The sequence below is a fragment of the Nocardia sp. 852002-20019_SCH5090214 genome (genome assembly GCF_001665865.1).
Taxonomy (GTDB): Bacteria; Actinomycetota; Actinomycetes; order Mycobacteriales; family Mycobacteriaceae; genus Nocardia; species Nocardia nova.
This window is the reverse complement of sequence record NZ_LZMK01000017.1, coordinates 62,971-87,874: the sequence shown is the minus strand read 5'-3', so window position 1 is coordinate 87,874 and position 24,904 is coordinate 62,971. Positions and strand designations below refer to the sequence as shown.

At 67.3% G+C, this 24,904-nt stretch carries 25 protein-coding genes; 12 read left to right on the top strand and 13 right to left on the bottom strand.

Annotation, left to right across the window (positions count from 1 at the left end):
* Both A5780_RS01800 and A5780_RS01795 read left to right on the top strand, forming a co-directional pair.
* On the top strand, positions 1–730 hold a 730-nt coding region (locus A5780_RS01800), incomplete at its 5' end, for an MMPL family transporter (protein ID WP_156769332.1).
* Positions 727–1,128 carry a PaaI family thioesterase gene (locus tag A5780_RS01795; protein WP_030515638.1) on the top strand — a complete coding sequence of 134 codons (402 nt, stop codon included), beginning with the start codon at positions 727–729 and terminating at the stop codon, positions 1,126–1,128. The genes A5780_RS01800 and A5780_RS01795, both read left to right, overlap by 4 nt.
* Before the next feature lie 12 nt (positions 1,129–1,140).
* Here the strand turns inward: A5780_RS01795 and A5780_RS01790 are convergent, their stop codons facing one another.
* On the bottom strand, positions 1,141–2,073 hold the full coding sequence (locus A5780_RS01790) for a zinc-binding dehydrogenase (protein ID WP_146102177.1): 933 nt from the start codon (positions 2,071–2,073) through the stop codon (positions 1,141–1,143).
* 177 nt (positions 2,074–2,250) lie between these two features.
* Between A5780_RS01790 and A5780_RS01785 the strand changes: the two genes are divergently transcribed.
* The gene (locus A5780_RS01785; RefSeq protein WP_064907544.1) at positions 2,251–2,889 is read left to right on the top strand and encodes a TetR/AcrR family transcriptional regulator; all 639 of its coding nucleotides are present in this window, start codon (positions 2,251–2,253) and stop codon (positions 2,887–2,889) included.
* A gap of 15 nt (positions 2,890–2,904) precedes the next feature.
* Here the strand turns inward: A5780_RS01785 and A5780_RS01780 are convergent, their stop codons facing one another.
* Positions 2,905–3,768 (bottom strand): LLM class F420-dependent oxidoreductase, encoded by an 864-nt coding sequence (locus A5780_RS01780; protein ID WP_063015681.1) that lies wholly within the window; start codon positions 3,766–3,768, stop codon positions 2,905–2,907.
* 208 nt (positions 3,769–3,976) lie between these two features.
* On the opposite strand from A5780_RS01780, the gene A5780_RS01775 reads away from it, so the two are divergent.
* Positions 3,977–4,567 carry an HdeD family acid-resistance protein gene (locus tag A5780_RS01775; protein WP_030515634.1) on the top strand — a complete coding sequence of 197 codons (591 nt, stop codon included), beginning with the start codon at positions 3,977–3,979 and terminating at the stop codon, positions 4,565–4,567.
* A 209-nt stretch (positions 4,568–4,776) separates the two neighbouring features.
* Positions 4,777–5,040: a GlsB/YeaQ/YmgE family stress response membrane protein gene (locus tag A5780_RS01770; protein WP_036505761.1), complete on the top strand. Its 264-nt coding sequence runs from the start codon at positions 4,777–4,779 to the stop codon at positions 5,038–5,040.
* A 56-nt stretch (positions 5,041–5,096) separates the two neighbouring features.
* Here the strand turns inward: A5780_RS01770 and A5780_RS01765 are convergent, their stop codons facing one another.
* From A5780_RS01765 to A5780_RS01735, 7 genes are all read right to left on the bottom strand, one after another.
* Positions 5,097–6,140: an MCE family protein gene (locus A5780_RS01765; protein ID WP_063015697.1), complete on the bottom strand. Its 1,044-nt coding sequence runs from the start codon at positions 6,138–6,140 to the stop codon at positions 5,097–5,099.
* A 212-nt stretch (positions 6,141–6,352) separates the two neighbouring features.
* On the bottom strand, positions 6,353–7,555 hold the full coding sequence (locus tag A5780_RS01760) for a hypothetical protein (protein WP_063015682.1): 1,203 nt from the start codon (positions 7,553–7,555) through the stop codon (positions 6,353–6,355).
* A 632-nt stretch (positions 7,556–8,187) separates the two neighbouring features.
* The gene (locus A5780_RS01755; RefSeq protein ID WP_063015683.1) at positions 8,188–8,538 is read right to left on the bottom strand and encodes a hypothetical protein; all 351 of its coding nucleotides are present in this window, start codon (positions 8,536–8,538) and stop codon (positions 8,188–8,190) included.
* 104 nt (positions 8,539–8,642) lie between these two features.
* The gene (locus A5780_RS01750) at positions 8,643–9,554 is read right to left on the bottom strand and encodes a short-chain dehydrogenase/reductase (RefSeq protein ID WP_227462837.1); all 912 of its coding nucleotides are present in this window, start codon (positions 9,552–9,554) and stop codon (positions 8,643–8,645) included.
* Entirely contained in the window at positions 9,551–11,068 is a 1,518-nt protein-coding gene (locus tag A5780_RS01745; RefSeq protein WP_063015684.1) for an NAD(P)/FAD-dependent oxidoreductase, read from the bottom strand. Before A5780_RS01745 ends, A5780_RS01750 begins: the two co-directional genes overlap by 4 nt.
* Positions 11,069–11,121: 53 nt before the next feature.
* Complete coding sequence (locus tag A5780_RS01740; protein ID WP_231982793.1) at positions 11,122–12,213, bottom strand: PDR/VanB family oxidoreductase; 1,092 nt, start codon at positions 12,211–12,213, stop codon at positions 11,122–11,124.
* Positions 12,210–13,085 (bottom strand): metal-dependent hydrolase, encoded by an 876-nt coding sequence (locus A5780_RS01735; RefSeq protein WP_064907543.1) that lies wholly within the window; start codon positions 13,083–13,085, stop codon positions 12,210–12,212. Before A5780_RS01735 ends, A5780_RS01740 begins: the two co-directional genes overlap by 4 nt.
* A gap of 119 nt (positions 13,086–13,204) precedes the next feature.
* Between A5780_RS01735 and A5780_RS01730 the strand changes: the two genes are divergently transcribed.
* The 5 genes from A5780_RS01730 (at position 13,205) to A5780_RS01710 (ending at position 17,535) form a co-directional block, all read left to right on the top strand.
* Positions 13,205–13,867: a TetR/AcrR family transcriptional regulator gene (locus tag A5780_RS01730; protein ID WP_064905074.1), complete on the top strand. Its 663-nt coding sequence runs from the start codon at positions 13,205–13,207 to the stop codon at positions 13,865–13,867.
* 140 nt (positions 13,868–14,007) lie between these two features.
* Positions 14,008–15,363, top strand: a complete 1,356-nt coding sequence (locus tag A5780_RS01725; protein WP_064905072.1) for a cytochrome P450 — start codon at positions 14,008–14,010, stop codon at positions 15,361–15,363.
* Entirely contained in the window at positions 15,360–16,193 is an 834-nt protein-coding gene (locus A5780_RS01720) for an SDR family oxidoreductase (RefSeq protein WP_064907555.1), read from the top strand. The genes A5780_RS01725 and A5780_RS01720 overlap by 4 nt, the downstream gene beginning before the upstream one ends.
* Before the next feature lie 166 nt (positions 16,194–16,359).
* The gene (locus tag A5780_RS01715; protein ID WP_064905070.1) at positions 16,360–17,172 is read left to right on the top strand and encodes an RNA polymerase sigma factor SigF; all 813 of its coding nucleotides are present in this window, start codon (positions 16,360–16,362) and stop codon (positions 17,170–17,172) included.
* 39 nt (positions 17,173–17,211) lie between these two features.
* A complete protein-coding gene (locus A5780_RS01710) occupies positions 17,212–17,535 on the top strand; it encodes a hypothetical protein (RefSeq protein WP_063019676.1) in 324 nt (107 codons plus the stop codon).
* 126 nt (positions 17,536–17,661) lie between these two features.
* On the opposite strand, the gene A5780_RS01705 is transcribed toward A5780_RS01710, so the two are convergent.
* Together A5780_RS01705 and A5780_RS01700 are read right to left on the bottom strand one after the other, a co-directional pair.
* Positions 17,662–17,916: a hypothetical protein gene (locus A5780_RS01705; RefSeq protein WP_030515620.1), complete on the bottom strand. Its 255-nt coding sequence runs from the start codon at positions 17,914–17,916 to the stop codon at positions 17,662–17,664.
* A 105-nt stretch (positions 17,917–18,021) separates the two neighbouring features.
* Positions 18,022–18,546, bottom strand: a complete 525-nt coding sequence (locus A5780_RS01700; protein WP_063023164.1) for a DUF6328 family protein — start codon at positions 18,544–18,546, stop codon at positions 18,022–18,024.
* 62 nt (positions 18,547–18,608) lie between these two features.
* Between A5780_RS01700 and A5780_RS01695 the strand changes: the two genes are divergently transcribed.
* Positions 18,609–19,664 (top strand): AraC family transcriptional regulator, encoded by a 1,056-nt coding sequence (locus A5780_RS01695; protein ID WP_063017585.1) that lies wholly within the window; start codon positions 18,609–18,611, stop codon positions 19,662–19,664.
* Between the two features lie 85 nt (positions 19,665–19,749).
* The gene (locus A5780_RS01690) at positions 19,750–21,450 is read left to right on the top strand and encodes an FAD-dependent oxidoreductase (RefSeq protein ID WP_064907542.1); all 1,701 of its coding nucleotides are present in this window, start codon (positions 19,750–19,752) and stop codon (positions 21,448–21,450) included.
* On the opposite strand, the gene A5780_RS01685 is transcribed toward A5780_RS01690, so the two are convergent.
* Positions 21,443–23,260: a glycoside hydrolase family 15 protein gene (locus A5780_RS01685; RefSeq protein ID WP_064907541.1), complete on the bottom strand. Its 1,818-nt coding sequence runs from the start codon at positions 23,258–23,260 to the stop codon at positions 21,443–21,445. The two genes, A5780_RS01690 and A5780_RS01685, sit on opposite strands and share 8 nt — an antisense overlap.
* Before the next feature lie 102 nt (positions 23,261–23,362).
* Entirely contained in the window at positions 23,363–24,892 is a 1,530-nt protein-coding gene (locus tag A5780_RS01680) for a catalase (protein ID WP_063017579.1), read from the bottom strand.
* Positions 24,893–24,904: the final 12 nt, after the last annotated feature.

The following is a 24,904-nucleotide window of genomic DNA, read 5'->3' as shown; positions in this document are numbered from 1 at the left end:
GGACCGCTCCCCCGCCGCCATCGAAACCGTCACGCGCATAAGGAATCTCGAGCCGCCGGACGGCGTCGAGATCCAGGTCGGCGGCGATACCGCGGCCACCGTGGACAGCGTCGCGGCCATCACCTCCCGGATGCCGCTGATGATCGCGGTGATGGTGCTCGCCACGCTGATCCTGCTCGGCGCGGCGTTCCGCTCGGCGGTGCTGCCGGTGAAGGCGGTACTGCTGGCATTCCTCAGCCTGGCCGCCACCTTCGGCATCCTGACCTGGATCTTCTGCCGGGGCCATCTCGCCGATCTGCTGCACGTGAGTGTGGGACCGCTCTCGGCGGGGATGATGGTGCTGATCATCGCCGTCGTCTTCGGGCTCTCGACCGACTACGAGGTCTTCCTGCTCTCGCGCATGGTCGAGGCCCGTCACGACGGTTGCGACACCGTGACCGCGGTCCGCACCGGCACGGTCCGCACCGCCCGCGTGATCACCGCCGCCGCAACGCTTCTGGTGTTCATCACCGGCGCCTTCACGCTGTCCCCGCTGACGCCGATGCGATTCCTCGGCCTGGGCATGATCCTGGCGCTGGTCATCGACGCCACGCTGGTGCGGATGCTGCTGGTGCCGGCGCTGGTGCGGTTGATGGGCCCGCTGAACTGGTGGCCGATGCGGCCCGCCCGGGACCGTTACCCCGAAGGTAATGGACCTCGCGCGCGCGTCCGGGCAAGCTCGACATCATGATCGATACCGAAGGAACCCGGCTGTTCCACAGCACCATGCCGTTCACCGAGAAACTCGGCGTCGAGGTGCTCGAGCACGGGCCGAAGCTGGTGCGCAGCCGGCTCGCCTGGGACGAGAGCCTGTGCACCCTCGGCGGCGTCCTGCACGGCGGAGTGCTGATGTCGCTGGCCGACGCCACCGGTGCGGTGTGCGCGTACCTGAATCTGCCGGAGGGCAAGCAGGGCACCACGACCGTGGAGTCGAAGACGAATTTCCTGCGGGCGATCCGGTCCGGCTATGCGGTGGCCTCGTCGACGCCGCTGCACGCGGGGCGCAGCTTCATCGTGGTAGAAACCGAAATCCACGACGACGCCGGCAAACTCGTCGGCAAGGTCACCCAGACCCAGGCGGTGTTGTGAGCCCGAGCGCGCTCATCCAGGGCCGGGTCCGGCGCTGATCGCCATCCGCCCCACGTTGCGGCGGGTGGCGATCCGATCGACGACGGCATCCAGCTCGGTCCAGTCGCGCACCTCCACGCGGGGACGTATCACCCTCTCGTCCAACAGCTTCCACAACCGCGCGCGATACTGCTCGATCAGTTCGGGTTCGGTCCGCGACAGCAGTCCCATCGAGAAGCCGGTGATCGTTTTGAGGTCGCCCAGCAGCGTGGAGGTGTCGACCGCGCCACCACCGGCGCTGTAGGCGACCAGCGTGCCGTGCGGGCCCAGGCTGTCCACGCCGCGCTGCACCAGGTCACCGCCGACGCCGTCGAGCACGATGTCGACGGCACGGGGCCACGGATCGTCGTAGGTCAGCACGTCATCGGCGCCGCACTGCCGGACGAAATCGAATTTTCCGGTCGATCCGACGGCGGCGACCACCCGGGACGCTCCCGCGGCTCGTGCGAGCTGGAGCGCCAGATGTCCGGCTCCGGACGCGGCGGCGGTGATCAGAACCGAGGCGCCCGCAACGGTTTTCGCCGCGTGCACCACACCCATGGCGACCAGGCCGCCACGCACCACGGCCAGGGCGTCGGCCGCGGGCACATCGGCCGGTATCTCGGTCACCATCGCCGTTGCGGCACAGACGTATTCGGCGTACAACGAGGCGAACACCACCCCGCCCACCCGGGTTCCGATCCAGGATTCCGCGACGCCGGGGCCCACCGCGACCACCGTCCCGACCATCTCACCGCCCGGATTCGCCGCGGCATCGGCCCGCAGCATCCGCACCAGGCCGACACCTACACCGGTCAATTCGGTGCGGACCAGCACGTGCCCCGGTCCGGGCTCGGGGCGTTCGACCTCCACGAGCCGGGAGCGGGCGAGGCGATCCGCCGCGGGAGAGAACTGAATTGCGCGCACCGACAGTGCCTTTCGTCCTGGAGCGGCAGATGGCCGCGGGCTGATGCTCGAAGTGACTCAACAGCTGTTACGGGACAACATCCCTACCTCCTCGAATTCTTACTACCGACGTAAGATTATGACACCGCGCTGCGGTAGGTCAAGGCTATTTTTATGTCGGTGGTAATATTTCCGGCCATGGCCAGTGCGACGCCCGGACTGCGGGAAACCAAGAAGCAGCAGACCCGCCAGGAGATTTCCGACACCGCGACCAGGCTGTTCATCGAGCGCGGATTCGAGGCGACCACCATCGCGGAGATCGCGGAGGCCGCGCGGGTGGCGAAGAAGACCGTCACCAACTACTTCCCGCGCAAGGAGGATCTGGCACTGGACCATCACGAGCAGTTCGTCGGCGCCCTCGCCGCCGCGGTAACCGCCCGTGCCGCCGACGAATCGGCGCTCGACGCGCTACGCCGCCTGTTCCGTTGCGCGGCACAGGATTACGCGGCCGACGTCGGATTCTCGGGACCGGAGTTCAGCCGCATGCTCGCAGACAGCCCGACACTCACCGCGCGGGTGCGCGAACTGCACGAGTTGCGCGAACAGGCCCTGGCCGACGTGCTACCCGGAGACGACCTGCTGCGCCGGACGGCGGCCGCCCAATTGGCGGCGGCCTGCCGGCTGCTGTTCCAGCGCATTCAACAGCTGCAGCTGTCCGGCGCGCCGCGGCGCCGGGTCGCGGACACCGTCACCGCCGAGGCCGAGCGCATCTTCGATCTGCTCGAACCGGCCTTCGGCGAGTACGGGCGTGCTCCGAGGGATGACTCCGAGGGGTGACTCCGAGTGAATGTCTCAGAGTGAGCGCAGGCGCGGCACCAGCTCCGCGGCACGTTCGGCGTATTCGACCGGATTCCGGTCAGGCATGATGTCGAATTGCGTAATGCCCAGCGCAGCATAGCGTTCGGCGTCGGCGACGAAGGCGTCCGGATCGTCCACGACCGGGCCGATGTAGGTGGCGGTCTTGCGGATCGTGTCGTAATCGCGCCCCTCGGCCTTGCAGTGGGCGCGCAGCACATCGAGTTTGCGCGTGACGTCCTCGGGCGAGGAGGCGAACAGATTGCAGGCGTCGGCGTAGCGGGCGACCAGCAGCAGCGTCTTCTTCTCACCACCACCACCGATCAGGATCGGCGGCCGCGGACGGCTCAACGGCGCGGGTACGCACAGCGTTTCGTCGAGCTGATAATGCGCGCCCCGGTACGGGCCGTTGTCGTCGCTCCACATCTGCAGGCAGATCTGCAGCGTCTCCTCGAGGCGTTCGAAGCGCTCCCCCATCGGCACCAGCGGCACACCCAGCCCGCGTTGCTCCCGCTCGTACCAGGAGGCGCCGATGCCGAGCTGCGCCCGCCCGCCGGACAGCACATCGAGGGTGGTGACGATCTTGGCGAGCAGACCGGGATACCGGTACATCACACCGGTCACCAGCACGGCCAGGCGCATCCGCTCGGTCAGCGCGGCCACGTACCCCAGGGTCGTGTAGGCCTCGAGCATCGGCTCCTCGGCCACCCCGGTGTGTTCCATCTGGAAGTAGTGATCCATCACCGTGAATTCGGTGAAACCGGCCTCCTCGGCGATCCGCGCGGTCTCCGCGATGGCACCCGCGGTACGCGCCGGATCGGCGGGAGTCGAGAAGTTCCAGTAGTGCAGACTCAGTTCCATGACGCCTCGATTCTGCGCAGCGGTGGACAGGTGTCAAAACCCGGACACAGCCTATCCAGCACGCGGTCGCGACAATGCGGCCCGGCCGGGCGAGATCGGGCCCGCACGACAGCGGAAACACCCGGATACGGCGCTCGCTCGCACACCGTAACTCGTTCGATACTGGTTAATTGCCCGCTATCGCATCCACTGGATTTATCCTGCCCACATGACAACCAGCAAAGAGGGAGTTTACGTGGGGCCATTGCACCAATTGGCCCGTGGCGCATGGCAATCATTGCTGGTCATCGGCCTGCTGTCGGTGATCGTCGGGATTATCGTGCTCGTCTGGCCCGGTCCGACGCTCGCCGTGGCCGGCATCCTGTTCGGCGTCTACCTGCTGATCTCGGGAATTCTGCAGTTGATCGCCGCCTTCGGCCCGCACGTCAGCACCGGCTACCGGGTGCTGACCCTCATCAGCGGCATCCTGTCGTTCATCCTCGCCTTCTTCGCCTTCCGCAGCATCGGCAACTCCCTGGTGTTGCTGGCTCTGTGGATCGGCATCAGCTGGCTGTTCCGCGGCATCGCCGCCATGGTCGCGGGAGCCGAAGCGCCGCAAGGGGTCCCGGGCCGCGGCTGGGCGATCTTCTTCGGCATTCTGCTGTTGATCGGCGGTATCGCACTGGTGGTCTGGCCCATCCACTCGATCACCGTGCTGGCACTGGTCGTCGGGTGGTGGCTGATCTTCATGGGCGTGATGGAGATGATCTACGCCATCGAGGTCCGCAGCGTGGCCAAGAAGACTCCCGCCGAGCTGTGATCGGCCGGCACGACCCCTTCGCCCCGGGCGCGAATCCGCCCTGGGGCGATGTCGTGTCCGGGGCCGTGGATTCGTACCGGAATACCCGCATAACGGCCGGTCACACTCTCTTGCGCCGGTCCGGTGACTATAGGCACATGCGCCTGCGGACAGGGCCTTTCCCCTGCTACGGTCGGGTCCCCTACAGGTTGCCCGCAAGGAGATTCACCATGGGTATCATCACGATGATCATCATCGGCCTCATCGCCGGTGCGATCGCTCGCCTCCTGGTTCCCGGTAAGGAGAACTTCGGCTGGATTCTGACCATCGTGCTAGGCATCGTCGGCGGTTACGTCGGCGGGACCCTGGGCAGTCTGGTCTTCGCCCCGCACAAGTTCAGCGTCCACCCGCCCGTCCAGCACACTTTCCTCGGCGCGATCGTCGGTGCCGTGATCATTCTGGTCATCTACAAAGCGATTCGCAGTCGCGCCTGAGCGCACGAACAACGGGCCCGGCTTCCTCGCGGAGCCGGGCCCGTCGCCGTTGCGGGTCAGGGTCGGCAGACCGCCGACTGTGCATGACCGCCGATCTGCGAAAACAGTCCGCGCGGGAACAGGATTCCGTACAGCGAGACATCGAGGGAGCACAGATACGCGGTGGCGTAGGTGCCGTCGCCGGAGAACTTGCCGACGTCGGACAGGATTCCGGGCAGATCGATCGCGGCCTGATCCAATTTCGCGCCGTTGTCGATCAGCAGCGTCAGCGCGTCGCGGGTCGAGTTCTGCGCGGGAATCAGTTTCGGCTGTACCTGCTGGACCATCGCCACCAAACTCTCACTGGCGGTGGCGATCTGAGTCGTCGAGGCCAGCAGCGACTGCCCCTGGTCGTAGAGTCCGCTGATCAACGCCCGGGTCTGGGTGATCAGGGTTTCCAGTTCGTCGCTGCGCCGGGCCAGACCCGACATCACTCCCGACAGGTTGGTGATGATGTCTTTCAGGATCGCGTCGCGACGCTCGAAGTCCGAGGCCAGTGCGGCGGCCTGGGTGATGAAGGTGGACAGTGATACGCCGTCGCCCTGCAGCGCCTGGATCAACGTCGTCGACAGGTCGTTCACCTGTTCCGGAAGCAGATTCTCGAACAGCGGCTGAAAGCCGTTGAGGAACGCCGAGATATCGAAGGACGGTTCGGTGCGTTCGAGCGGAATCCGGCCACCGGCCGCGAGCAGGCGCGAATCCGGTGCGGTACCGGGCGCCAGCGCGAGATACCGCTGGCCGATGAGGTTCTGATAGCGGACCAGCGCCTTGGTGTCGGTGTAGAGGTGCTGATCGCGCTGCACCTCGAAGGTCACCTTCGCCAGGTGCTTGTTGGTCTGAGGATTGACGTCGAAGCCGATCTCGGTGACCTTGCCGACCCGTACACCGGCGATGCGGACGTCGTCGTTGGGCCGCAATCCGAGCACATCGCTGAAGATCGCCGAATAACGGTCGGTCGGGCCGTTCACGGTGCGCGCCAGGGTATTCCAGATGACCACCGTGACCAGAATCGAGACGATGGCGAATGCGCCGAACCCGAGTGCCTGCTTGCGGATACTCATCGGCATCCGGAACCACGGACGAGCAAAACCACGCCTCCTCGAACTTCCACACGAAACCCGAAACGCCGGCAATGATTGCGCTGACCGCAGGCACTGTAGTCGGAGGCGCCCGGTTGTGACCTACGCCACGCCGCTCGGAGACGACAACAGCCCGGCGCTCAGCGCGCCGGGCTGTTGTGCGGACGGTACGAGGGGACGTACCGGAGTATGGATCAGTCCACGATCGAGCCGTTGGAGGCCGCGCGCTGCTTCGCGGCGCGGGCCGCCTTCCGCTCGGCACGGATCTGTTCGAGTTCCTGTTCGAGGCTGTCCGCGATGCGGAACTGGCCGGTGTCGTAGGCGCTCAGCGGATCCGAGTCGTCGTCGGAGGCATCGGATTTCGCCGGCTTGCTCGGCTTGCCGTCGGCGACCGAATCCGCCGCATCGGTGTCGGACCGGCGACTCGAGGACTTCTTCGGGGTCCAGATGTCCGGTTCGACTATCGGATCGACCGTCTCCACCGTGCGCGCGGATTCGGGGGCCGGCGCCTCGGATGTGGTGTCGCCGGCGCCCGGCAGCGCGGCCATCGGGGCCGGGCGGGTGTCGGGCGCGGCCTGCCGGATGAAGCTGACGAAGGTCGGCATGCTGCGGCGAATCTGTTCGGCCGGGTCGGGCAGATCGCGGATCTGATCGGTGGCCTGGGTGATGGCCTGGCCGTAGCGCTGGCTGGCCGCGTCGTGCACCAGCAGCGCCACACCGATCATCACCGGCGCCACGGCGTGCACGCCGACGTTGTACCAGTCGCCGCCGCGCAGGTACGGGTAGGTGTTGAGGCCGACGGTCAGCGCCAGCAGGGCCAGTTCGGCGAGCGCGACCTGGCGGCGGCTCTCCAGGATTCCCCATTCGGCGACCTTGTTGGTGCCGATCATGATGATGACCAGGCAGACGCTGATCATGCCTTCGAGCAGGTAGCTGAACCAGTACAGCGGATCGGTGGGGCCGCCGGGAGCGATGTTGTGCTGCACGTTGACCGCCGACCACAACATGCCGGCGATGACCACGCCCGCGAGAGCGCGCATCGACCAGGCGCGATGCCGATACAGCGACGCGACCTTCGCGTGCGGGCTGGATTCTCGTCTCTGCGCCGCAATTGCCTTGCGGGCCATCAACAGATCTCGCATATCGGCCTTCGCGATCGCTTCGGAGGTCTGCCTGGCGCGGTCGGACGTCGATGCCGCCGCCTGGACATTTTTCCAGCGCTGTTCGCGTTCCTGCTCGCGGATCTTCTCCGCGAGTTCACGTTCGGCCTGCAGCTCGTTCTCGGAGAGGGCCTCGGTCAGCGCGGGATCGAACTGGTACGCAAGCCGCCCGCGGGCCTTCTCGACCCGTCGCGCGAGCTGCCTGACCTCATCTTCTCCCGGGTGTTCGACGGTCAACTAGACCACCGCCCGGTGAGATACGGTGGCCGGCAAGTGTTCACGAAGTGGGAACGGCACATGCCATTCATAGTCGATGAACCGCCATCTGCGAAACTGCGGATTAGCCCCAATGCCAGACTTATTCGGCGTGTCGCGCGCGGCACGCCGATTCGGCGTGTCGCAATGGGTCTGCGAGGCACGAAGTTTCGCCCGGTTCCGGCTGTTCAGACGGAGCGGTCGGCTCGCGGCAGCAGCGTCGGACTCGGGCAGCAGCCGTAGCGGGAGACTCGGGGCGAAGACGCCGCGGGACACTCGGGCACAGACGCCGCAAGCAGACTCGAGTCACAAACGCAGCTGCAGACCCTAGCCACAGACCCGCAACAGACCCAGGCCGCCCAGCGTCGGACTCAGCTCCAGCCGAGCGGCAGGACCGAGGCGTGACAGCAGCGGCAGGCGCACGCCGCACACGCAGCACCAAGCTCTCGCCGAGGCCCAAGCGACAGGCGCACCTCCAGCCGCAGCGACCGGCTCAGGCTCCAGCCCGGCGGCAGGCTCACGCCACAGCGTCAACGGCAGATTCAGGCGCCGAGCGGCAGCAGCAGGCTCACGCCGCACCGGTCAGCAGGCTCACGCCGCACCGGTCGGCGGGCTCAGGCCGCGGCGGCGCGGGCGAGCATCCGGCGCACCTCGTCCGGATCCTCCACGTCGACGACGATCCGGCTGAATTCGGTGCCGGTCAGCTCGATGCGCACGCCACGCCCGTCGAAGCGGGTATCCCAGAACTCCTTGCGGCCTTTGCCGCGGAAGACACCGGCCGCGATCACACCCGGGAAGAAGGTGCCCGGGGCGCGCATCCACGGCGGCCGCAGATCCACCTCGGCGGGCGCGACGGCGGCGATGTGGGACAGATCGAAGCGCACGCGTTCGCACAGCGAGAGCAGCCGGTGGGTGCCACGGACATGGACCGTGACCGTCGTACCCGTGATCTCGATATCGACCATCGCACACCTCATCTCGCCGAGTGGTCCTCGGGATCCATGGTGCCGAGCGGTCCTGATCGGAATCTGTGCCGATCCTTTGAAATCTCTCAGATTTGCGAGTCCGGTTACCTGCCGCGATCTGCGAGGATGCGCTGTTCCAGCCGCTGCGTCAACGACCGCACCCGCTCGTCGGCGGTCAGCTTGTGGTCGAGGGCCACGTTCACCACGCCCCGCAGCAGGGCGTACGGCTCCCATCCCGCGGGCGCCACGGTGCGCGCGGACCGGCGTTCGATGGCACCGGCGATCACCTCGGCGGCCCGCCGGGCGGTAATGCGCTGATCCAGCGGCCAGGGCAGCAGCGCGCCGAATTCGGCGCCCAGTTCGTCCTCGTCCAGAGTGTCGCGGGTCATCGCCGTCTCCACCACACCGAAATAGGCGATACCGGCCGAGGCCCCCGTTCCGCCGAGTTCCACCCGCAGCGCACGGCCCAGCTGTTCCACCCCGGCCTTGCTCACCATGTACGGCGAACCGCCCATTCCGGGGGCGAACGCGGCGCACGAGGAGACCACGACGACGTGGCCGTGCGCCGCGATGACGTCGTCGAGCGCGGGCTGGATGGTGTTGAAGGCGCCGGTGAGGTTGATCGCCAGCACCCGGTCGAATTCCTCGGGATCGAGCAGCCGCACGGTGGCCGGGCGCGGGACCACGCCGGCGTTGGCCACCACGACATCGATGCGCCCGAAGTTCTCCCGCACCTGTCCGACGGCCAGCCGCACCCCCTCCCGGTCGGCCACGTCGACGGTGATCGCGACCGCGCGGATGCCCAGTGCGGCCGCGCTCGCGCGCACGGCTTCGGCGTCGATATCGAACAGCGCGACGTAGGCGCCGCGGTCGTAGAGCAGCCGGGCCAGCTCGTAGCCGATGCCGGCGGCGCCGCCGGTGATGATCACGACCTTGTCGCGCACGTCGAGTCGCTCACCCCCGCCGAGCACCGGGGCCAGCAGCGTGCGCACCATATCGAACGGTCCTGTGATCATCGGATACTGCTCATCTCTGCGGTGGTCGGATCCGGTACGTGGCGCGACAGCAGGTAGGAGTCCGCGTCGAAACTCGCTACGCGACGGCGGTATTCGAAACTCCAGTTCGGATACAGCCCGGCGTTCTCGCCCTTGTCGGTGGTGTAGTAGCTGTCGCAGCCGCCGCCCAGCCACACCGTATCGCGACTGCGCTGCCGCATCTCGTCGAGGAACCGGTCCTGCGCCGAGGCACGGACCTCGACACGATCGACAGCGTTGTCGCGCAGGGTTTTCAGCGCGTCGACGATGTAGGCGATCTGCGATTCGATCATGAAGATCGCGGACTGGTTCCCCGCGGCGCCGAACGGGCCGAGGGTCAGGAACATATTGGGGAAACCCGCGATCGCCGCGCCCAGATAACTGCTGGGCCGGCGGCGGTAGTGGTCGGCCACGGTCAGCCCGCCGACGCCCTCGATCCGCTCGTAGAGCTTCGGTATCGCACCGAACCCGGTGCCCCAGACGATGGTGTCGACCGGATACTCCGCACCGTCGGTGGTGACGATCGATCCGGGGCGGATCTCGGCGATCGACTCGGTCACCACCTCCACATTGTCGCGGGTGAGGGCCGGATAGTACGCATCGGAGAAGATCGCGCGCTTGCAGCCGATCATGTAGTCGGGAGTCAGTTTCCGCCGCAGGGCAGGATCGTGGACCTGGCGGCGCAGCTGCATCCGCGAGAGCGCCTGGAACGGATGGCGGAAGCGGCGGTCGACGAATCCGACCAGGCCGAAACTCTCGATACCCGCGTAGTAGGCGCCCCGGAGCGCGGTGCCCAGCAGCGGTAACCGGCGCAGCAGTGCGCGCTCCACGCCGAGGGTGGACCGATCCAGGCGGGAGACGATCCACGGGGCCGAGCGCTGGAACACCGAGAGCCGCCGCACCTTCGGCGCGATCTCCGGAATGAACTGCACCGCGGAGGCACCCGTGCCGATCACGGCGACCCGCTCGCCGGTCAGGTCGTGCTCGTGGTCCCAGTGCAGCGAGTGGAACTGGGCGCCGCGGAAGGTCTCGCGTCCCGGCATATTCGGAATCTTCGCCTCGCTGAACGGGCCGACCGCCGAGATCAGCACATCGGCGCTGAGCACTCCCCGGTCGGTGCGCACGAGCCACCGCCGCCGCCCTTCGTCCCACTGCGCGCGCTCCACGTCGGTGCCGAAACGCATATGCCGCACCACATCGTGGCGTTCGGCGACGTCGCGCAGATAGCCGAGGATCTCGGGCTGGCGTCCGTATGTGCGCGACCAGTCGGGATTCGGCGCGAAAGAATAGGAGTAGAGGTGCGAGGGCACATCGCAGGCGCACCCGGGATAGGTGTTGGCCTGCCAGGTGCCGCCCAGATCATCGGCGCGTTCGAGAATCAGGAAGTCTTCGAATCCGGCCGCGCGCAACGACACCGCGAGGCCGATTCCGGCGACTCCGGCGCCGATCACCGCGATCGGCGTGTGTTCGGCGGGGGCGCTCTCGGATACTGCCATCGTCGAATTCCTTTCGGTGCGGGCGTCGTTGCCCGAAACGACCGGTCTCGTACTCACAGGTCGAGTTCGAGGGAGTCACCCGCCGCGCGGGAGACGCAGGTGAGCATCGTCGTCTCGCGTTCGGCGGGACTCAGCCGCCGATCGCGATGGTCGACAGCGCCCGCGTGCACGGCCACCGCGCAGGTGCCGCAGAAACCCTGGCGGCACGAGTAGGCGACGTCGGGCAGGACCCGGCCGATGGCCGCGAGTGCCGATTCGTCGGCGGCCACGTCCACGGTGTGACCGCTGCGCCGCAGCCGGATTCGGAACGGGCGGCCGTGCTGGACCGGCAGCGGGGAGAACCGTTCGGTGTGGACCGAAACGGTCGGCTCGTGGGCGGCGTCGGTGTTCAGCGCGGCGGCCATCAGCGGCGGCGGACCGCAGACGTAGATCGCGGTACCGCGCGGCACGTCGGTCAGGATCAGATCGAGATCGGCGACACCGAATTCGTCGTCGGGACGGATCTCGAGCCGTCCGCCGCGGTGGGCCGACAGCTCGTCGAGGAACGGCATCGTGGCCCGGCTGCGGCCGAGATAGACCAGCCGCCAATCGATTCCGCGCCGTTCGGCGTCGGCCACCATCGGCAGCAGCGGCGTGATTCCGATACCGCCGGCCACGAAGACATAGTGCGGGGCATCGATATATCCGAAGGCGTTGCGCGGCCCGCGCACTCGCAACCGGTCCCCCACCGCCACGTCGCGATGGATCTCGTCGGATCCGCCGCCGCCGTCGGGCAGGTGGCGCACGGCGATGCGATAGGTTCCGCGGTCGGCCGGGTCCCCGTTGAGCGAATACTGCCGCTGCCGCCCGGAGGGCAGGAGCACATCGATGTGCGCGCCCGGAACCCAGCTCGGCAACCGTTCGCCGTAGGGAGCGACCAGCGTCAGCACGACCACGTCCGCGGCCCGCATCTCGCGCCGGGCCACGATCAGCTCGCGTTCGAAACCGCTGCGGCGCACCGGGTTCGGTCGCGACAACACCTCGATTCGCGGTTCCGTGGTGACGCCGCGCTTGTACAGGTCGAAGATCGCGCCGACCGCCCGCAGCGGCAGCGGCGGCCGATACCCCGGCCGCTCGGCGGCCACCGGGTACGCCACTGCCGTCACCGCCGGCCCTCGCGCGCCGCCGGCGACTGCGCGAGATAGCGCAGCGCGTTGTCCATGCTCCCGAGCTGGGAGGGGTGGAATCCGGGCCGCAGGTACCGCGGAATCTCGGTCAGGAAGGTCGACATCCGCGGCACCACGCCGCGGGCGGAGGCGCTGAGGAATTGCAGCGGCCAGAACCGCCCCTTGCGCGTATCGGGATCCTTGCCGAACAGATAGCCGCCCGCGATCACGAACAGCACCATCAGCGACGAGCTGGCCAGCACCGCCGTGCGGGCCTTGCGCAGATATCCGCCGTCGACGTGCATATACGCGTCGTAGACCACGCTGCGGTGTTCGACCTCCTCGGCGCCGTGCCAGCGAATCAGGTCCAGCATCGCCGGATGCATGTTCTTGGCCTCGAGCACGTCGTTGGTCAGCAGCCACTCGCCGATGACCGCGGTGTAGTGCTCCATCCCGGCGAACAGGCCCAGCCGCTCGCACAGCCACTCGTGTTTGGCGCGGCCGGTCAAGCCGTGATCACCGAGTAGGCGATCGACCAGCCAGGCCACCGTCTCCACCATCGGGGCCACGTCGAGCCCGAGCGCTTCCAGGTGGCGACGCGCCTGCGCGTGCGAGCTGGCGTGCTGATTCTCCTGCCCGATGAAGCCCTGCACCTCTTCGCGCAGCCGCTCGTCGTCGATATGGGGCAGCGCTTCGGCCAGGGCCGCGGCCATCGCGCGTTCCCCCTCCGGGAGAACCAGGTGCATCACGTTGATGATGTGAGTGGCCATGACTTCGCCCGGAATGTAGTGCATGGGGACGGAGTCGAAATCGAATCGCACATCGCGAGCCCTGATCGCATGGGCTTGGTCGTCGTAGACCGAGGTGTTCATGTCGCGTCCTTGCGGGTGGTCGAAGCGATGCTCCGACGGTAATGTTGACATCACTAGATGTCAACAGCAGCCGATGTCAACAAAACGCCTTGTCGCCGGCCCCCGGTAGCATCACCGCCATGGCCGATTCGCCGCACACTCCGAAAACGGGCAGCCGCCCCTGGCGTGGACGCGAACCGGCGGACCGCATCGCCGCACGTCGCGAACGGCTGCTGCGGGCCGGTTACGAGCTCATGGCCGGCGTCGGCGCGGCCGAGACCTCGATGCGCGGAGTATGCCGACAGGCCGGGCTCACCGAACGTTATTTCTACGAGAGTTTCGCCAATCTCGACGATCTGATGACCACCGTCCTCGAGAACACCGTCGAACAGTGCCGGGATCGACTGCTCGCCGCACTGGCCGAAGCACCCGAGGAGCGAGACCTGCTGTTCGGTCACGTGGTGCGCGCGTTCACCGATTTCCTCACCGAGGACCCCCGGCGCGGGCGCATCCTGTTCGTCGAATCGATCGCCACCCCGGCGCTGACCCGGCGCGGCAGCGAGCTGGTCGCGGTGATCACGGGGCCGATCGCGGCGGTGATCGCCGCCGACGACACCGACACACCGGCTCCCGACGAGACCGACGCGACGCTCAACGCGATGGCCATCTTCGGCGCGCTCGCCTACTGCTACCGCCCGTATCTGATCGGCGATATCACCATCGACCGCGACCGCTTCGACAACCACGCCGCCGCGATCATCCGGCAGCTCAGCACCGTGCGCTCGGCGCCGGTCCTGCGCTGAGCGCCCCTTTCCGACTTCCCTCCCGCACGCCGCTCCGGCACCGCTGGAACCGATGCCGGACCTTGCCTCGTCCACCCTTCCGTAGTAGCGTCCAGACACGTGTCCATCAACGATGGATCCGGAATGCGGAAGGATTTCTCATGACGTTGGTCAAGCCGCGGCAGGTCTCCGGGGGCGAACACGAGCACGGCCACCTCGAAGAGTTCCGCACCGATCCGATCGCGCTGATGCAGCGGGTGCGCGCGGAGTGCGGCGATGTGGGTTCGTTCCGGCTGGCCGACAAGGACGTCATCCTGCTCTCCGGCGCCGAGGCGAACGAATTCTTCTTCCGCGCGGCCGACGAGGATCTCGACCAGGGCGCCGCCTACCCGTTCATGAAGCCGATCTTCGGCGACGGTGTGGTCTTCGACGCCAGCCCCGAACGCCGCAAGGAAATGCTGCACAACCAGGCCCTGCGCGGTGACTTCATGCGCGGGCACGCCGAGACCATCGCGCACGAGGTGCACCGGATCCTCGAAGGCTGGGGCGACGAGGGCGAAATCGACCTGCTCGAGTTCTTCGCCGAGCTGACGATCTACACCTCCTCGGCGTGCCTGATCGGCAAGAAGTTCCGGGAGGAACTCGACGAGCGGTTCGCACACCTGTATCACGAACTCGAGCGCGGCACCGACGCGCTGTGTTACGTCGACCCTTACGCCCCCATCGAGAGCTTCCGCCGCCGCGACGAGGCGCGGGCGAAACTGGTCGAACTGGTCCAGGAGATCATGAACGGCCGCATCGCGAACCCGCCGCAGGGCAAAGAGGATCGCGACATGCTCGATGTGCTGGTCTCGATCCGCGACGAGCAGGGCGAACTGCGGTTCTCCGCCAGCGAGATCACCGGCATCTTCATCTCGATGATGTTCGCCGGCCACCACACCACCTCCGGTACCGCGGCGTGGACGACCATCGAGTTGCTGCGCAATCCCGAGGTGCTGGCCCGGGTCGTCGGCGAACTCGACGAGCTCTACGCCGACGGCCAGGACGTGAGTTTCCACGCGCTGCGCCAGATTCCGCAGCTCGAGGCGACGTTGAAGGAGACGCTGCGGCTGCATCCGCCGCTGATCATCCTGATGCGGGTGGCGCGCGGCGAATTCGAGGTGTGCGGGCACAGCATCGCGCCGGGCGATCTGGTCGCGACCACACCGGCGGTCTCCAATCGGATCGCGGAGGATTTCCCCGACCCCGACCGCTTCGATCCGGGCCGCTACGTCGATCCCAATCAGGCGGATCTGGTGAACCGCTGGACGTGGATCCCGTTCGGCGCCGGGCGGCACCGCTGCGTCGGCCAGGCGTTCGCGCTCATGCAGTTGAAGGCGATCTTCTCGATCCTGTTGCGGGACTGGGAATTCGAGATGGCGCAACCCTCCGACAGCTACCGCAACGACCATTCCAAGATGGTGGTGCAGCTACAGCAGCCGTGCACGGTCCGGTACCGGCGCCGGCGGCGCGGGTGAGCCCCCGGCTGCCGGGCACGGTGGTCGCCGTCACCGGCGGCGCGCGGGGTATCGGCTATTCGATCGCCGAGCACCTGCGCGACGCCGGTGCGCGGGTGGTGCTCGGCGATATCGACGCGGCCGCCGTCGCCGCGGCGGGATCGCGGCTCGGCGCCGCGGCGGCGCTGACGCTCGACGTGACCGATCCGGCCTCGTTCGCGGACTTTCTCGCGGCGGTCGAGACCGGGGCCGGCCCCGTCGACGTGTTGATCAACAATGCCGGCATCATGCCCGTCGGCCGCTTCACCGACGAATCCGACGCCATCACCCGCCGCATCCTCGAGGTCAACGTACTCGGCGTCATGAACGGCACCAAAGCCGCACTGCCGCAGATGCTTTCGCGCGGTCGCGGCCATATCGTCAATATCGCGTCGCTGGCCGGGGAGAACCCCACGCCCGGTATGGCGACCTACTGTGCGAGTAAACAGGCCGTGCTCGGCTTCACCGAGGCCATGCGGCTGGAATGCCGCGGCAGCGGAGTGCACTTCTCGGCGGTGTTGCCGACCTTCACCCGCACCGAACTGATCGCGGGAACCAAGGCTCCGATGGGTCTGCTGGCCGAACCCGAGGATGTCGCACGGGCGGTGACGCGGCTGATCGCGCGTCCGCGGCGCCGGGTCACCGTGACGAGGCTTGCCGGGGTGGCGATGGCGTTCAACAAGCTCACTCCGCGCGCCTTCGGCGAATTCACCGCCCGCCGCCTGGGCGTGCACCGAATATTCACCGACGAGGTCGATCGCGCCGCCCGCGCGGACTACGACCGGCGGGTCGGCAACACGCCGGAGGGCTGAAAACACAAATTCCGGCCGCTGCCGGATATTATCAGGAACGGCGTACGCCCTGGTCATCGCGCGGAAATCGGCGAACATTGCGGCGTGCGCCCTTCGACGTCTTTTGAGAGCCGCACCAACGGGTACCCAATCTGGGTCGGATTCAGTTGGAAGCGAGGTATCTCGAATGACACATGAACCGATCGCCCGTCGTGCCGAAACCGCCGCACGCCACGGTGCCAACAGTTATGACAACATCGAACCCTGGTTCGAGAAACTGGCCGCTCTGGATCATGCCGATCCGCATCGGGAGTCGGTCCGAGCGGAAATCATCGAACTCTGCCTGCCGCTGGCCGAGCATATCGCTCGGAAATTCTCCGGCCGCGGCGAGACGTTCGACGATCTGCACCAAGTGGCGAGGCTCGGTCTCGTCCTGGCCGTCGATCGATTCGATCCGGTACGGGGAAATTCTTTTCTCTCCTTCGCCGTGCCTACCGTGATGGGCGAGGTTCGCCGTCACTTCCGCGATTACACCTGGTCGACCCGGGTACCGCGCGCCGTCAAGGAATTGTGGCTGCGCATCGGTCCGACGACCGAACATCTGGCTCACGAACTCGGGCGCATGCCCACGGCCCGCGAGCTGTCCGAAGCTCTCGACGTCGACGGCCCGCAGGTGGTGCAGGCCATGATCGCCGGCAACGCCTATCAGCCGAACTCCATCGACGCGGTCGTCGACACCGACGACGGCGCGATCATGGACAAGCTCGGCGCCGAGGAACAGTGCTACCAACTGACCGAGGACGCGATGGCGGTCCGCCCGCTCATCGATGCGTTGCCCACCCGGGAACGCAGAATTCTGATCATGCGCTTCTTCGAATCCAAGACGCAGAATCAGATCGCCGAGAAACTGCAGATCTCCCAGATGCACGTCTCCCGCATTCTGACCCGCACGCTGAAAAGTCTTCGGCAGCAGGCGCTCTGCGAGCCACAGCCGACGTAGTGATCCATCCCACCGTCCGCACGACCGAAAGGTGTAGTCATGCCCAAGGAATGGTCTGCCAAAGAAGAACGCCAGTACGAACATGTGAAGTCCTCGGCCCGGAAACGGGGTGCGAGTAAAGATCGCGCAGAGGAAATCGGCGCACGCACGGTCAACAAGAATCGTGCGCAAGCGGGCAAAACCCGCACCGCGAGCCGCAGTTCCACCAACGATATGTCGCCACAGCGCCGCGGTGGCCAGCGGTCCGGCAAAGGTTCACAGGGACCGACCCGCGATCAGCTGTACAACGAAGCACGCCAACGCAATATCAAGGGCCGGTCGAAGATGACCAAGAAACAGCTCGCCAGCGCGCTGGGCAGATAACACCCGGCGCGACACATATCCCGTTGCGAATCCGATTCTCACGCAACATCATATCGAACGAAGAAAGGGTGCCCGGTCACATAGGCCGGGCACCCTTTCGGTCGGTTCCACTACTTACGTCGACCGTCAGGAGCCGCCCTTGTCCTGGAAGGCCTGTTGCCGTTTTTCCTCCACACCGGCTTCCGCACGGTGCTTCTCGGCTTCGGCTTCCTTCTGGGCGGCCTCGCGCTGCGATTCGGCGCGGCTCTGCTGAGCCTTGCCCTCCTCGCGCAGCTCGTCCTTTCCGAATACCTGACCGGCGGCCTCCTTGGCCTTACCCTTCGCGCCTTCCACGACGCCTTCGAGACCTTCGCGGCCTCCGCCCTTCTCGTGCTCCGACAAGGGATTCACCTCCAACACGTCGAAATCACTGACATCGGGCGCGATACCCGGCGACCCCGGCACGAAACGCCCGCCGACCGCTATTTCGGGCCGCTGTGGGCGCCCTCACCGCGTCTGGGCGCCGCGCCGCCGCTCCCGCCACGGATGGGCGAACCAGGTCAGGAGAAACAGCACCGCGAAGCACACACCGATGACGGTGGCGGCGACCGCACCGGCCACCGTGTCGAAGATCAGCACCGCGACCCCGGTGAGCGCGATGCCGAGCAGCGCCAGCCCGACCAGCGCGAAGGTGTGGGCGGTGCGCACCACGCTGCCCAGACGATGCTGCCGGAACAGGATGCGGTGGGCGGCGACCGGCGCGATCAGGAAGACCGTCGCCGCGATCGAGGCGGTCACGACCGCCAGGTACAGCCCGCGCATCGGGGTGGACACCGTGGTGAACCTGGCCTGGAACGGCAGCGTCAGCAGGAAGCCCGTCAGCAGCTGCACACCCGTCTGCACCACGCGCAATTCCTGAATCAAACTGGTCAGATTGCGGTCCAGCTGTTCGGTTTCCGTCTCACCACGGACCTCGCGGTCCCATTCCCGATCGCGGTCTTCCCGGCCGCCGGCGGACTGCGCCTGCTCCATCCGACAACCCTATCCCGGGCGGATCGTCCCGAGAGATCAATAGTTTCGGCCATAATGGTGCCATGCACACCGTCGAGGCGCCCGAGGTCCGCACCTGGAATTTCCCCCGCGGGATCGCCAGCGTCGCGGTGATGATCGAATTCGCCACCGAACACGGGGTCGACAGCGCACGGCTGCTCGCCGGATCCGGTATCGCGCCGGCCACGCTCACCGACCCCGGGGCACAGATTCCGGCCGAGGCCGAACTGGCGGTGGTGCGCAATCTGGTCGCCGAACTCGGCGACATCCCCGCCCTCGGCGTCGAGGTCGGGCGGCGGTACCGGCTGAGCACCTTCGGCATCTTCGGCTTCGCCTGTGTCACCAGTCCCACGCTGCGCGAGGCGATTTCGCTGGCCATGCGGTACTACCGGCTCGGATTCGCCTTCTGCACACCGATCGTCGAGTATCGGCGCGACGATGTGATCGCCTGGATCCATCACGAGCTCATCCCGCCGGATGTGCAGACCTTCCTGGTGGAGCGCGACATCGTCGCCATGCATCGGGTGATGGCCGATCTGCTCGGCCACGACTTCTCCTTCGCCCGCATGGAATTCGGCTACGACGAACCGCCCTACGCCGACCGGCTCGAAGCCGTGCTCGGCGCGCGGCCGCGCTTCGGGCGCGCGCACACCATGTTCACCGTCGCACCGGAGATCCTCGCCCAGCCGCTACCTCAGGCGAATCAGCAGACGTGGGCGGTCTGTATCGCTCAGTGCCGGGATCTGGTGCAGCGCCGCAGCGCGCGCACGGGTATCGCGGCCGAGGTCCGGGAACGACTGCTGCCCGGCAGCGGCGCGACCGGTATCACCACGCCGCCGCCGATCGAGGCGGTGGCCCGGGAGCTCAACATGAGTGTGCGGACGCTGCGCCGCCGCCTCACCGAGGCCGGGACCAGTTACCGGGCGCTGCTCGACGAGGTGCGCCGCGCGCTCGCGCAGGAAATGCTCTCGGGGACGCCGCTGACCATCGACGACATCGCCATCCGGCTCGGTTACGCGGAGGCGACGCCGTTCATCCACGCCTTCAAGCGCTGGACCGGAACGACTCCGGCCGCCTACCGGCGTGACCGGAAGTATTGATTTTCTGGCCGTCGATCTCTGCGCCCACCCCCTGATCTGCCCATACGGTACGAGGGGACGATCGGGACCAGGAAAGGGCGCGGCGATGGGGTTCGACTACGACGTGGTAGTCATCGGGTCGGGATTCGGCGGCAGCGTGAGCGCGCTGCGCCTGACCGAGAAGGGCTACCGGGTCGGCGTCCTCGAGGCCGGCCGCCGCTTCGCCGACGACGAATTCGCGAAGAACTCCTGGCGGGCGCGGCAATTTCTGTGGGCGCCGCGGCTGGGATGTTTCGGCATCCAGCGCCTGACCCTGTTGAAGGACACCTTCATCATGAGCGGCGCCGGTGTCGGCGGCGGCTCGCTGGTGTACGCGAACACCCTCTACGAACCGCCCGCGAAATTCTTCGCCGACTCGCAATGGGCCCATATCACCGACTGGGGCGCCGAACTGGCACCGCACTACGACCAGGCCAAGCGCATGCTGGGCGTCACCACGAATCCGGCGACCACGGCCTCGGACCGGGTGCTGCGCGTGGTGGCCGAGGAACTGGGCGTCGGCGCGTCCTTCCGGCACACTCCGGTGGGAGTCCTGTTCGGCGGCAACGGCACTCGCGCCGGACAGGAGGTGCCCGATCCTTACTTCGGCGGTGTCGGCCCGTCCCGGCGCACCTGCACCCACTGCGGCGAATGCATGACCGGATGCCGCCACAACGCCAAGAACACGCTGGTGAAGAACTACCTGTATCTCGCCGAGAAGGCCGGGGCCACCGTGCATCCGCACACCACCGTGGTCGATGTGGTGCCGCTGCCGTCGGGCGGGTACCGCGTCGACACCGTCCGCACCGGACGCTGGGTTCGCAAGGCGCGCCGCAGCTTCACCGCCGAACAGGTGATCTTCGCCGCGGCCGCGCTCGGTACGCAGCGGTTGCTGCACCGGCTGCGCGACCGCGGCTCACTGCCGCACATCTCCGCGCGGCTCGGCTATCTGTCGCGCACGAATTCCGAAGAGCTGCTGTCGATCCGGAGCCGGCGATCCGACACCGATTTCACCAAGGGGGTGGCCATCACCTCCTCGATCCATCCCGACGCCGACACCCATATCGAACCGGTGCGCTACGGCAAGGGCAGCAACGTGCTGTCGCTGATGACGACGGTCATGTACGACGAGGACGGCCGCACCTCGCCCGCCCGGCTGTGGTTGCGCGAGAACTGGCGGCGCCGCCGCGATCTGGCGAAGGTGCACAACCCGCGCCACTGGTCGGAGCGGATGATCGGCCTGCTGGTGATGCAGTCGGTGGACAATTCGCTCACCACCTACACCGAGCGCGGCCTGTTCGGCCGCCGGATGACCACCAAACAGGGTGAGGGACAACCGAATCCGACGTCGATCCCGGCCGGGCACGAGGTCGCCCGCCGCGTGGCCGACAAGATCGACGGCATCGCGACCGCCGGCATCACCAGCCTGTTCGGCATTCCGATGACCGGACATTTCATCGGCGGCTGCGTGATCGGCGATTCCCCGGAGACCGGTGTCGTGGATGCCTATCAGCGCATGTACGGCCATCCGGGCCTGCACATCGTCGACGGCTCGGCGATTTCGGCGAATCTCGGCGTCAATCCGTCGCTGACCATCACCGCACAGGCCGAACGAGCGCTGGCGCTGTGGCCCAACAAGGGTGAGCCGGATCAGCGGCCGGCGCTGGGTTCGCCCTATCGGCGGCTGGCCCCGGTCACCCCCAAAGCGCCCGTGGTTCCCGCCGACGCCCCGGGTGCGCTGCGGCTGCCGATCGTCGACATCACCTAGTCCGCGGCTGATCCGGCCGATCCGTACTCGCCACTACCGCCTCCGACGGCAGTTCGGGCGCGAGCGGTCCCAGTCGCAGCGAGGATTCCAGCAGCATCGCGTGCACGAACGCCTGGGGCAGATTGCCGCGCAACTGCCGCTGGGTGACATCGAATTCCTCGGCGAACAGCGCCGGGGTGCCGCACGAGGAGCGGTTGCGTTCGAAGAAGCGCATCGCGGTCACCGGGCGGTCGAGCTGGGCGGCCGCCATCGCCATCGTGAAACCGCACAGCAGGAACGCGCCTTCGCTCACCTCGAGCGGGCGATCGTCGTGGCGGTAGCGGTAGACGCAGTAATCGGTGGTCAGATCCCGCTGCACCGCGAAGAAGGTGGCGGCGTAGCGCGGATCGGAGACCGGGATCGCACCGCGGATCAACGGCAGCATCAGCGCGGCGTCCACACCGGGCTGATCGGGGGCGCGCTGCCAGCGGCCGGTCGGATGCACACCCGTGCGGGCCGCCTCGGCCACCAGCGTATCGGCAAGCGCACTGCAGTAGGCGGTATCGGCGCCGGTGTCCGGGCAGGCCGCGACCGCGCGCAATCCGGCCGCGCAGATCAACCGGGAATGAGTCCACAGCCGATCCTCGATCTCCCAGATACCGGCGTCGGGGCGGCGGTAATTGGCCGCGATCGCGGAAACCGCGATATCGACCGCGCGGCGATGATCGCCGCCGAGCCGGCCGTGGCGCGCGGCCGCGGCGAACAGCAACAGCGTCTCACCGAAGGTGTCGAGCTGGAACTGCCCGCGCACCCGGTTGCCGATCACCGGCCGGGCGCCCGGATATCCGGGGAGATCGATATCGCGCACCGCCGGCACGCTCTTCCCGTCGACGGTATAGGCCGGGGCCAGTGCGGGACCGTCGTCGAGCAGCCGGGCGGCGGTGAACCCGACCGCGTCGTCGAGCAGCGGATGCGGACCGGCGACGGCGATCGCCTGCCCGGCCAGGCATTGATCGCGGATCCAGACGTAGCGGTAGTCGTAGTTCTCGCCCTGGTCGGCGCGTTCGGGCAGGCTGGTGGTGGCGGCCGCGACCATTCCGCCGGTATCGGCGGTCATCCCGCGCAGCACCGCGAACGCGTGGGCGCTGTCGCGGGGCGCGGCGCTCGCACCGAAATCCGGGCGGCCGCGCCGCCACGCGTTTTCCGTTGCCTCCCAACAGGTATCGGGGTCGGGCAGCTCGCCGGGCAGGCCCTGGTCGGACAGTTCCAGAATCAGATCGTGACAGCGCCCGGCCGGAATCTGGAGGTGATCGGTCCACCCGCGGTCGGGTCCTCTCGGATCGAGTTCCGCCTTCGGCGCGCCGGTCCACCGCATCCGCAGCGCGCCCGCATGGGCGGTCCACACCCCGTCCTCGCAGTGCGGCCGACGGACCGATTCCGCGCCGAATCGCGCCATCGGCCGCAACACCACGTCGACCTCGGCGTCCTCCTGGACCGCCACGATCCGCCGCATCAGGATCGCGCGATGCCGGTCGCCGGGAAAGGCCAGCGCCTCCCGGCATTCGATCACCGCCGACCCGGACAGCCAGCGCGAGCGCCAGATCAGCGTGCCCTGCTCGTAGTAGCCGCCCCACACGAACCGGCTCGCGGGGGTGACGGCATACATTCCGGAACCTCCGAGCAGGGACGCGAAGACCGCGTCGCCGTCCCAGCCGGGCAGGCACATCCACGAGATGTCACCGCGCGGCCCGACCAGGGCGCCGCGCTGACCGTCGGCGATGAACGAGTACTCCCGCAGGACGTGGGGGGCGGCAGCGGAGTTCGCGATCATGGTCGGGAAATACCACGATCGCGGACGGTTAACCGCCCGCTCGCTCCCCTCGGCCCGGGCGGCTCCCGGCCGAGGGGGCTCGTGTTCGTGCGGACAGTCCGGTCAGGCCTTCCGCTGCGCGGAGGACCGGGCGGGATTGCCCTGACCGGCCGCTTTCGGATCCTTCTCGTCCTGTTTCGCCCGGACGCCGGATTCCACCCGGTCGCCCAGATCCTTGTCCACATTGCGCCAGTATTCGAAGGCGCGCGCCAGGACCGGCTCGGACACACCGTTGAGGAGATGGCCGACGATGTTGTCCACCAACCGTTCTCGTGCCGCGTCGTCGAGCACCTGGCGGACCAGTGTGCCCGCCTGACCCCAATCGTCGTCGTCGCGGCGCAGCGTGTAGGCCTCGCGCACCATTTCGCCGTCGGTGTACCAGCCGGCGGTCGGACCGGCCCGGCCGGGTTCGGCGTGCGGTCCACCCTTGGAATTCGGCACGTAGACCGGGTCGCCCGGATTGTGGTGCCGCATGTGGCCGTCCTTGGTGTAGGAGTGCGACGGCGACTTCGGCGCGTTGACCGGCAATTCCTTGTAGTTCGCGCCGATCCGGTAACGGTGGGCGTCCGGATACGAGAACCACCGGCCCAACAGCATCTTGTCCGGGCTCGGTCCCGTTCCCGGCACCGCGTTGCTCGGCTCGAAGGCGGCCTGTTCGATCTCGGTGTGATAGTCGGACGGGTTGCGGTTCAACGTCATCCGGCCGACCTCGTAGAGCGGATAATCGCCGTGCGGCCACACCTTGGTCAGATCGAACGGGTTGAACCGGTAGGTTTTGGCCGCCTCGAACGGCATGATCTGCATCTTCAGCGTCCAACTCGGGTGGTCCCCGCGCTCGATCGCCTCCCACAGATCCCGGATGTGATAGTCGGTATCCATCGAGGCCATCTGATCGCCCTCGTCCTGGGTGAAGAACTCCACACCCTGGTCGGTGATGAAGTGGTACTTGACCCAGTGCTTCTCACCCTCGGCGTTGACCCACATGTAGGTGTGGCTGGAGTAGCCGTTCATGTGGCGCCAGGTGCGCGGGATACCGCGATCGCCCATCAGCCAGGTGACCTGGTGCGCCGACTCCGGCGACAGCGTCCAGAAGTCCCACTGCATATCGTGGTCGCGTAAGTTGTTGTCCGCCCGGCGTTTCTGCGATCGGATGAAGTCCTGGAACTTCATCGGATCGCGGACGAAGAAGATCGGGGTGTTGTTGCCGACCAGGTCGAAATTGCCGTCCTCGGTATAGAACTTCAACGCGAATCCACGCGGATCACGCCAGGTGTCCGGGCTGCCCCGCTCACCGGCCACCGTGGAGAACCGGGCCAGCATCTCGGTCCTCGCCCCGGGCTGGAACACCTTCGCGCAGGTGTAGGCGCTCATATCCTGCGTGACCTCGAAGACGCCGAACGCGCCGCCGCCCTTGGCGTGCGGCTGACGCTCGGGTACGCGTTCGCGGTTGAACGCGGCCATCTTCTCGATCAGATACGCGTCGTTGAGCAGGATCGGGCCATCGGGGCCTATCGTCAGCGAGTCTTCGTCGCTGGCCACCGGAATTCCGGCGTCGTCGGTGGTGAAACCGCCGGCGCGAGTCTTCTCGACCATCTCTCTCCTCTC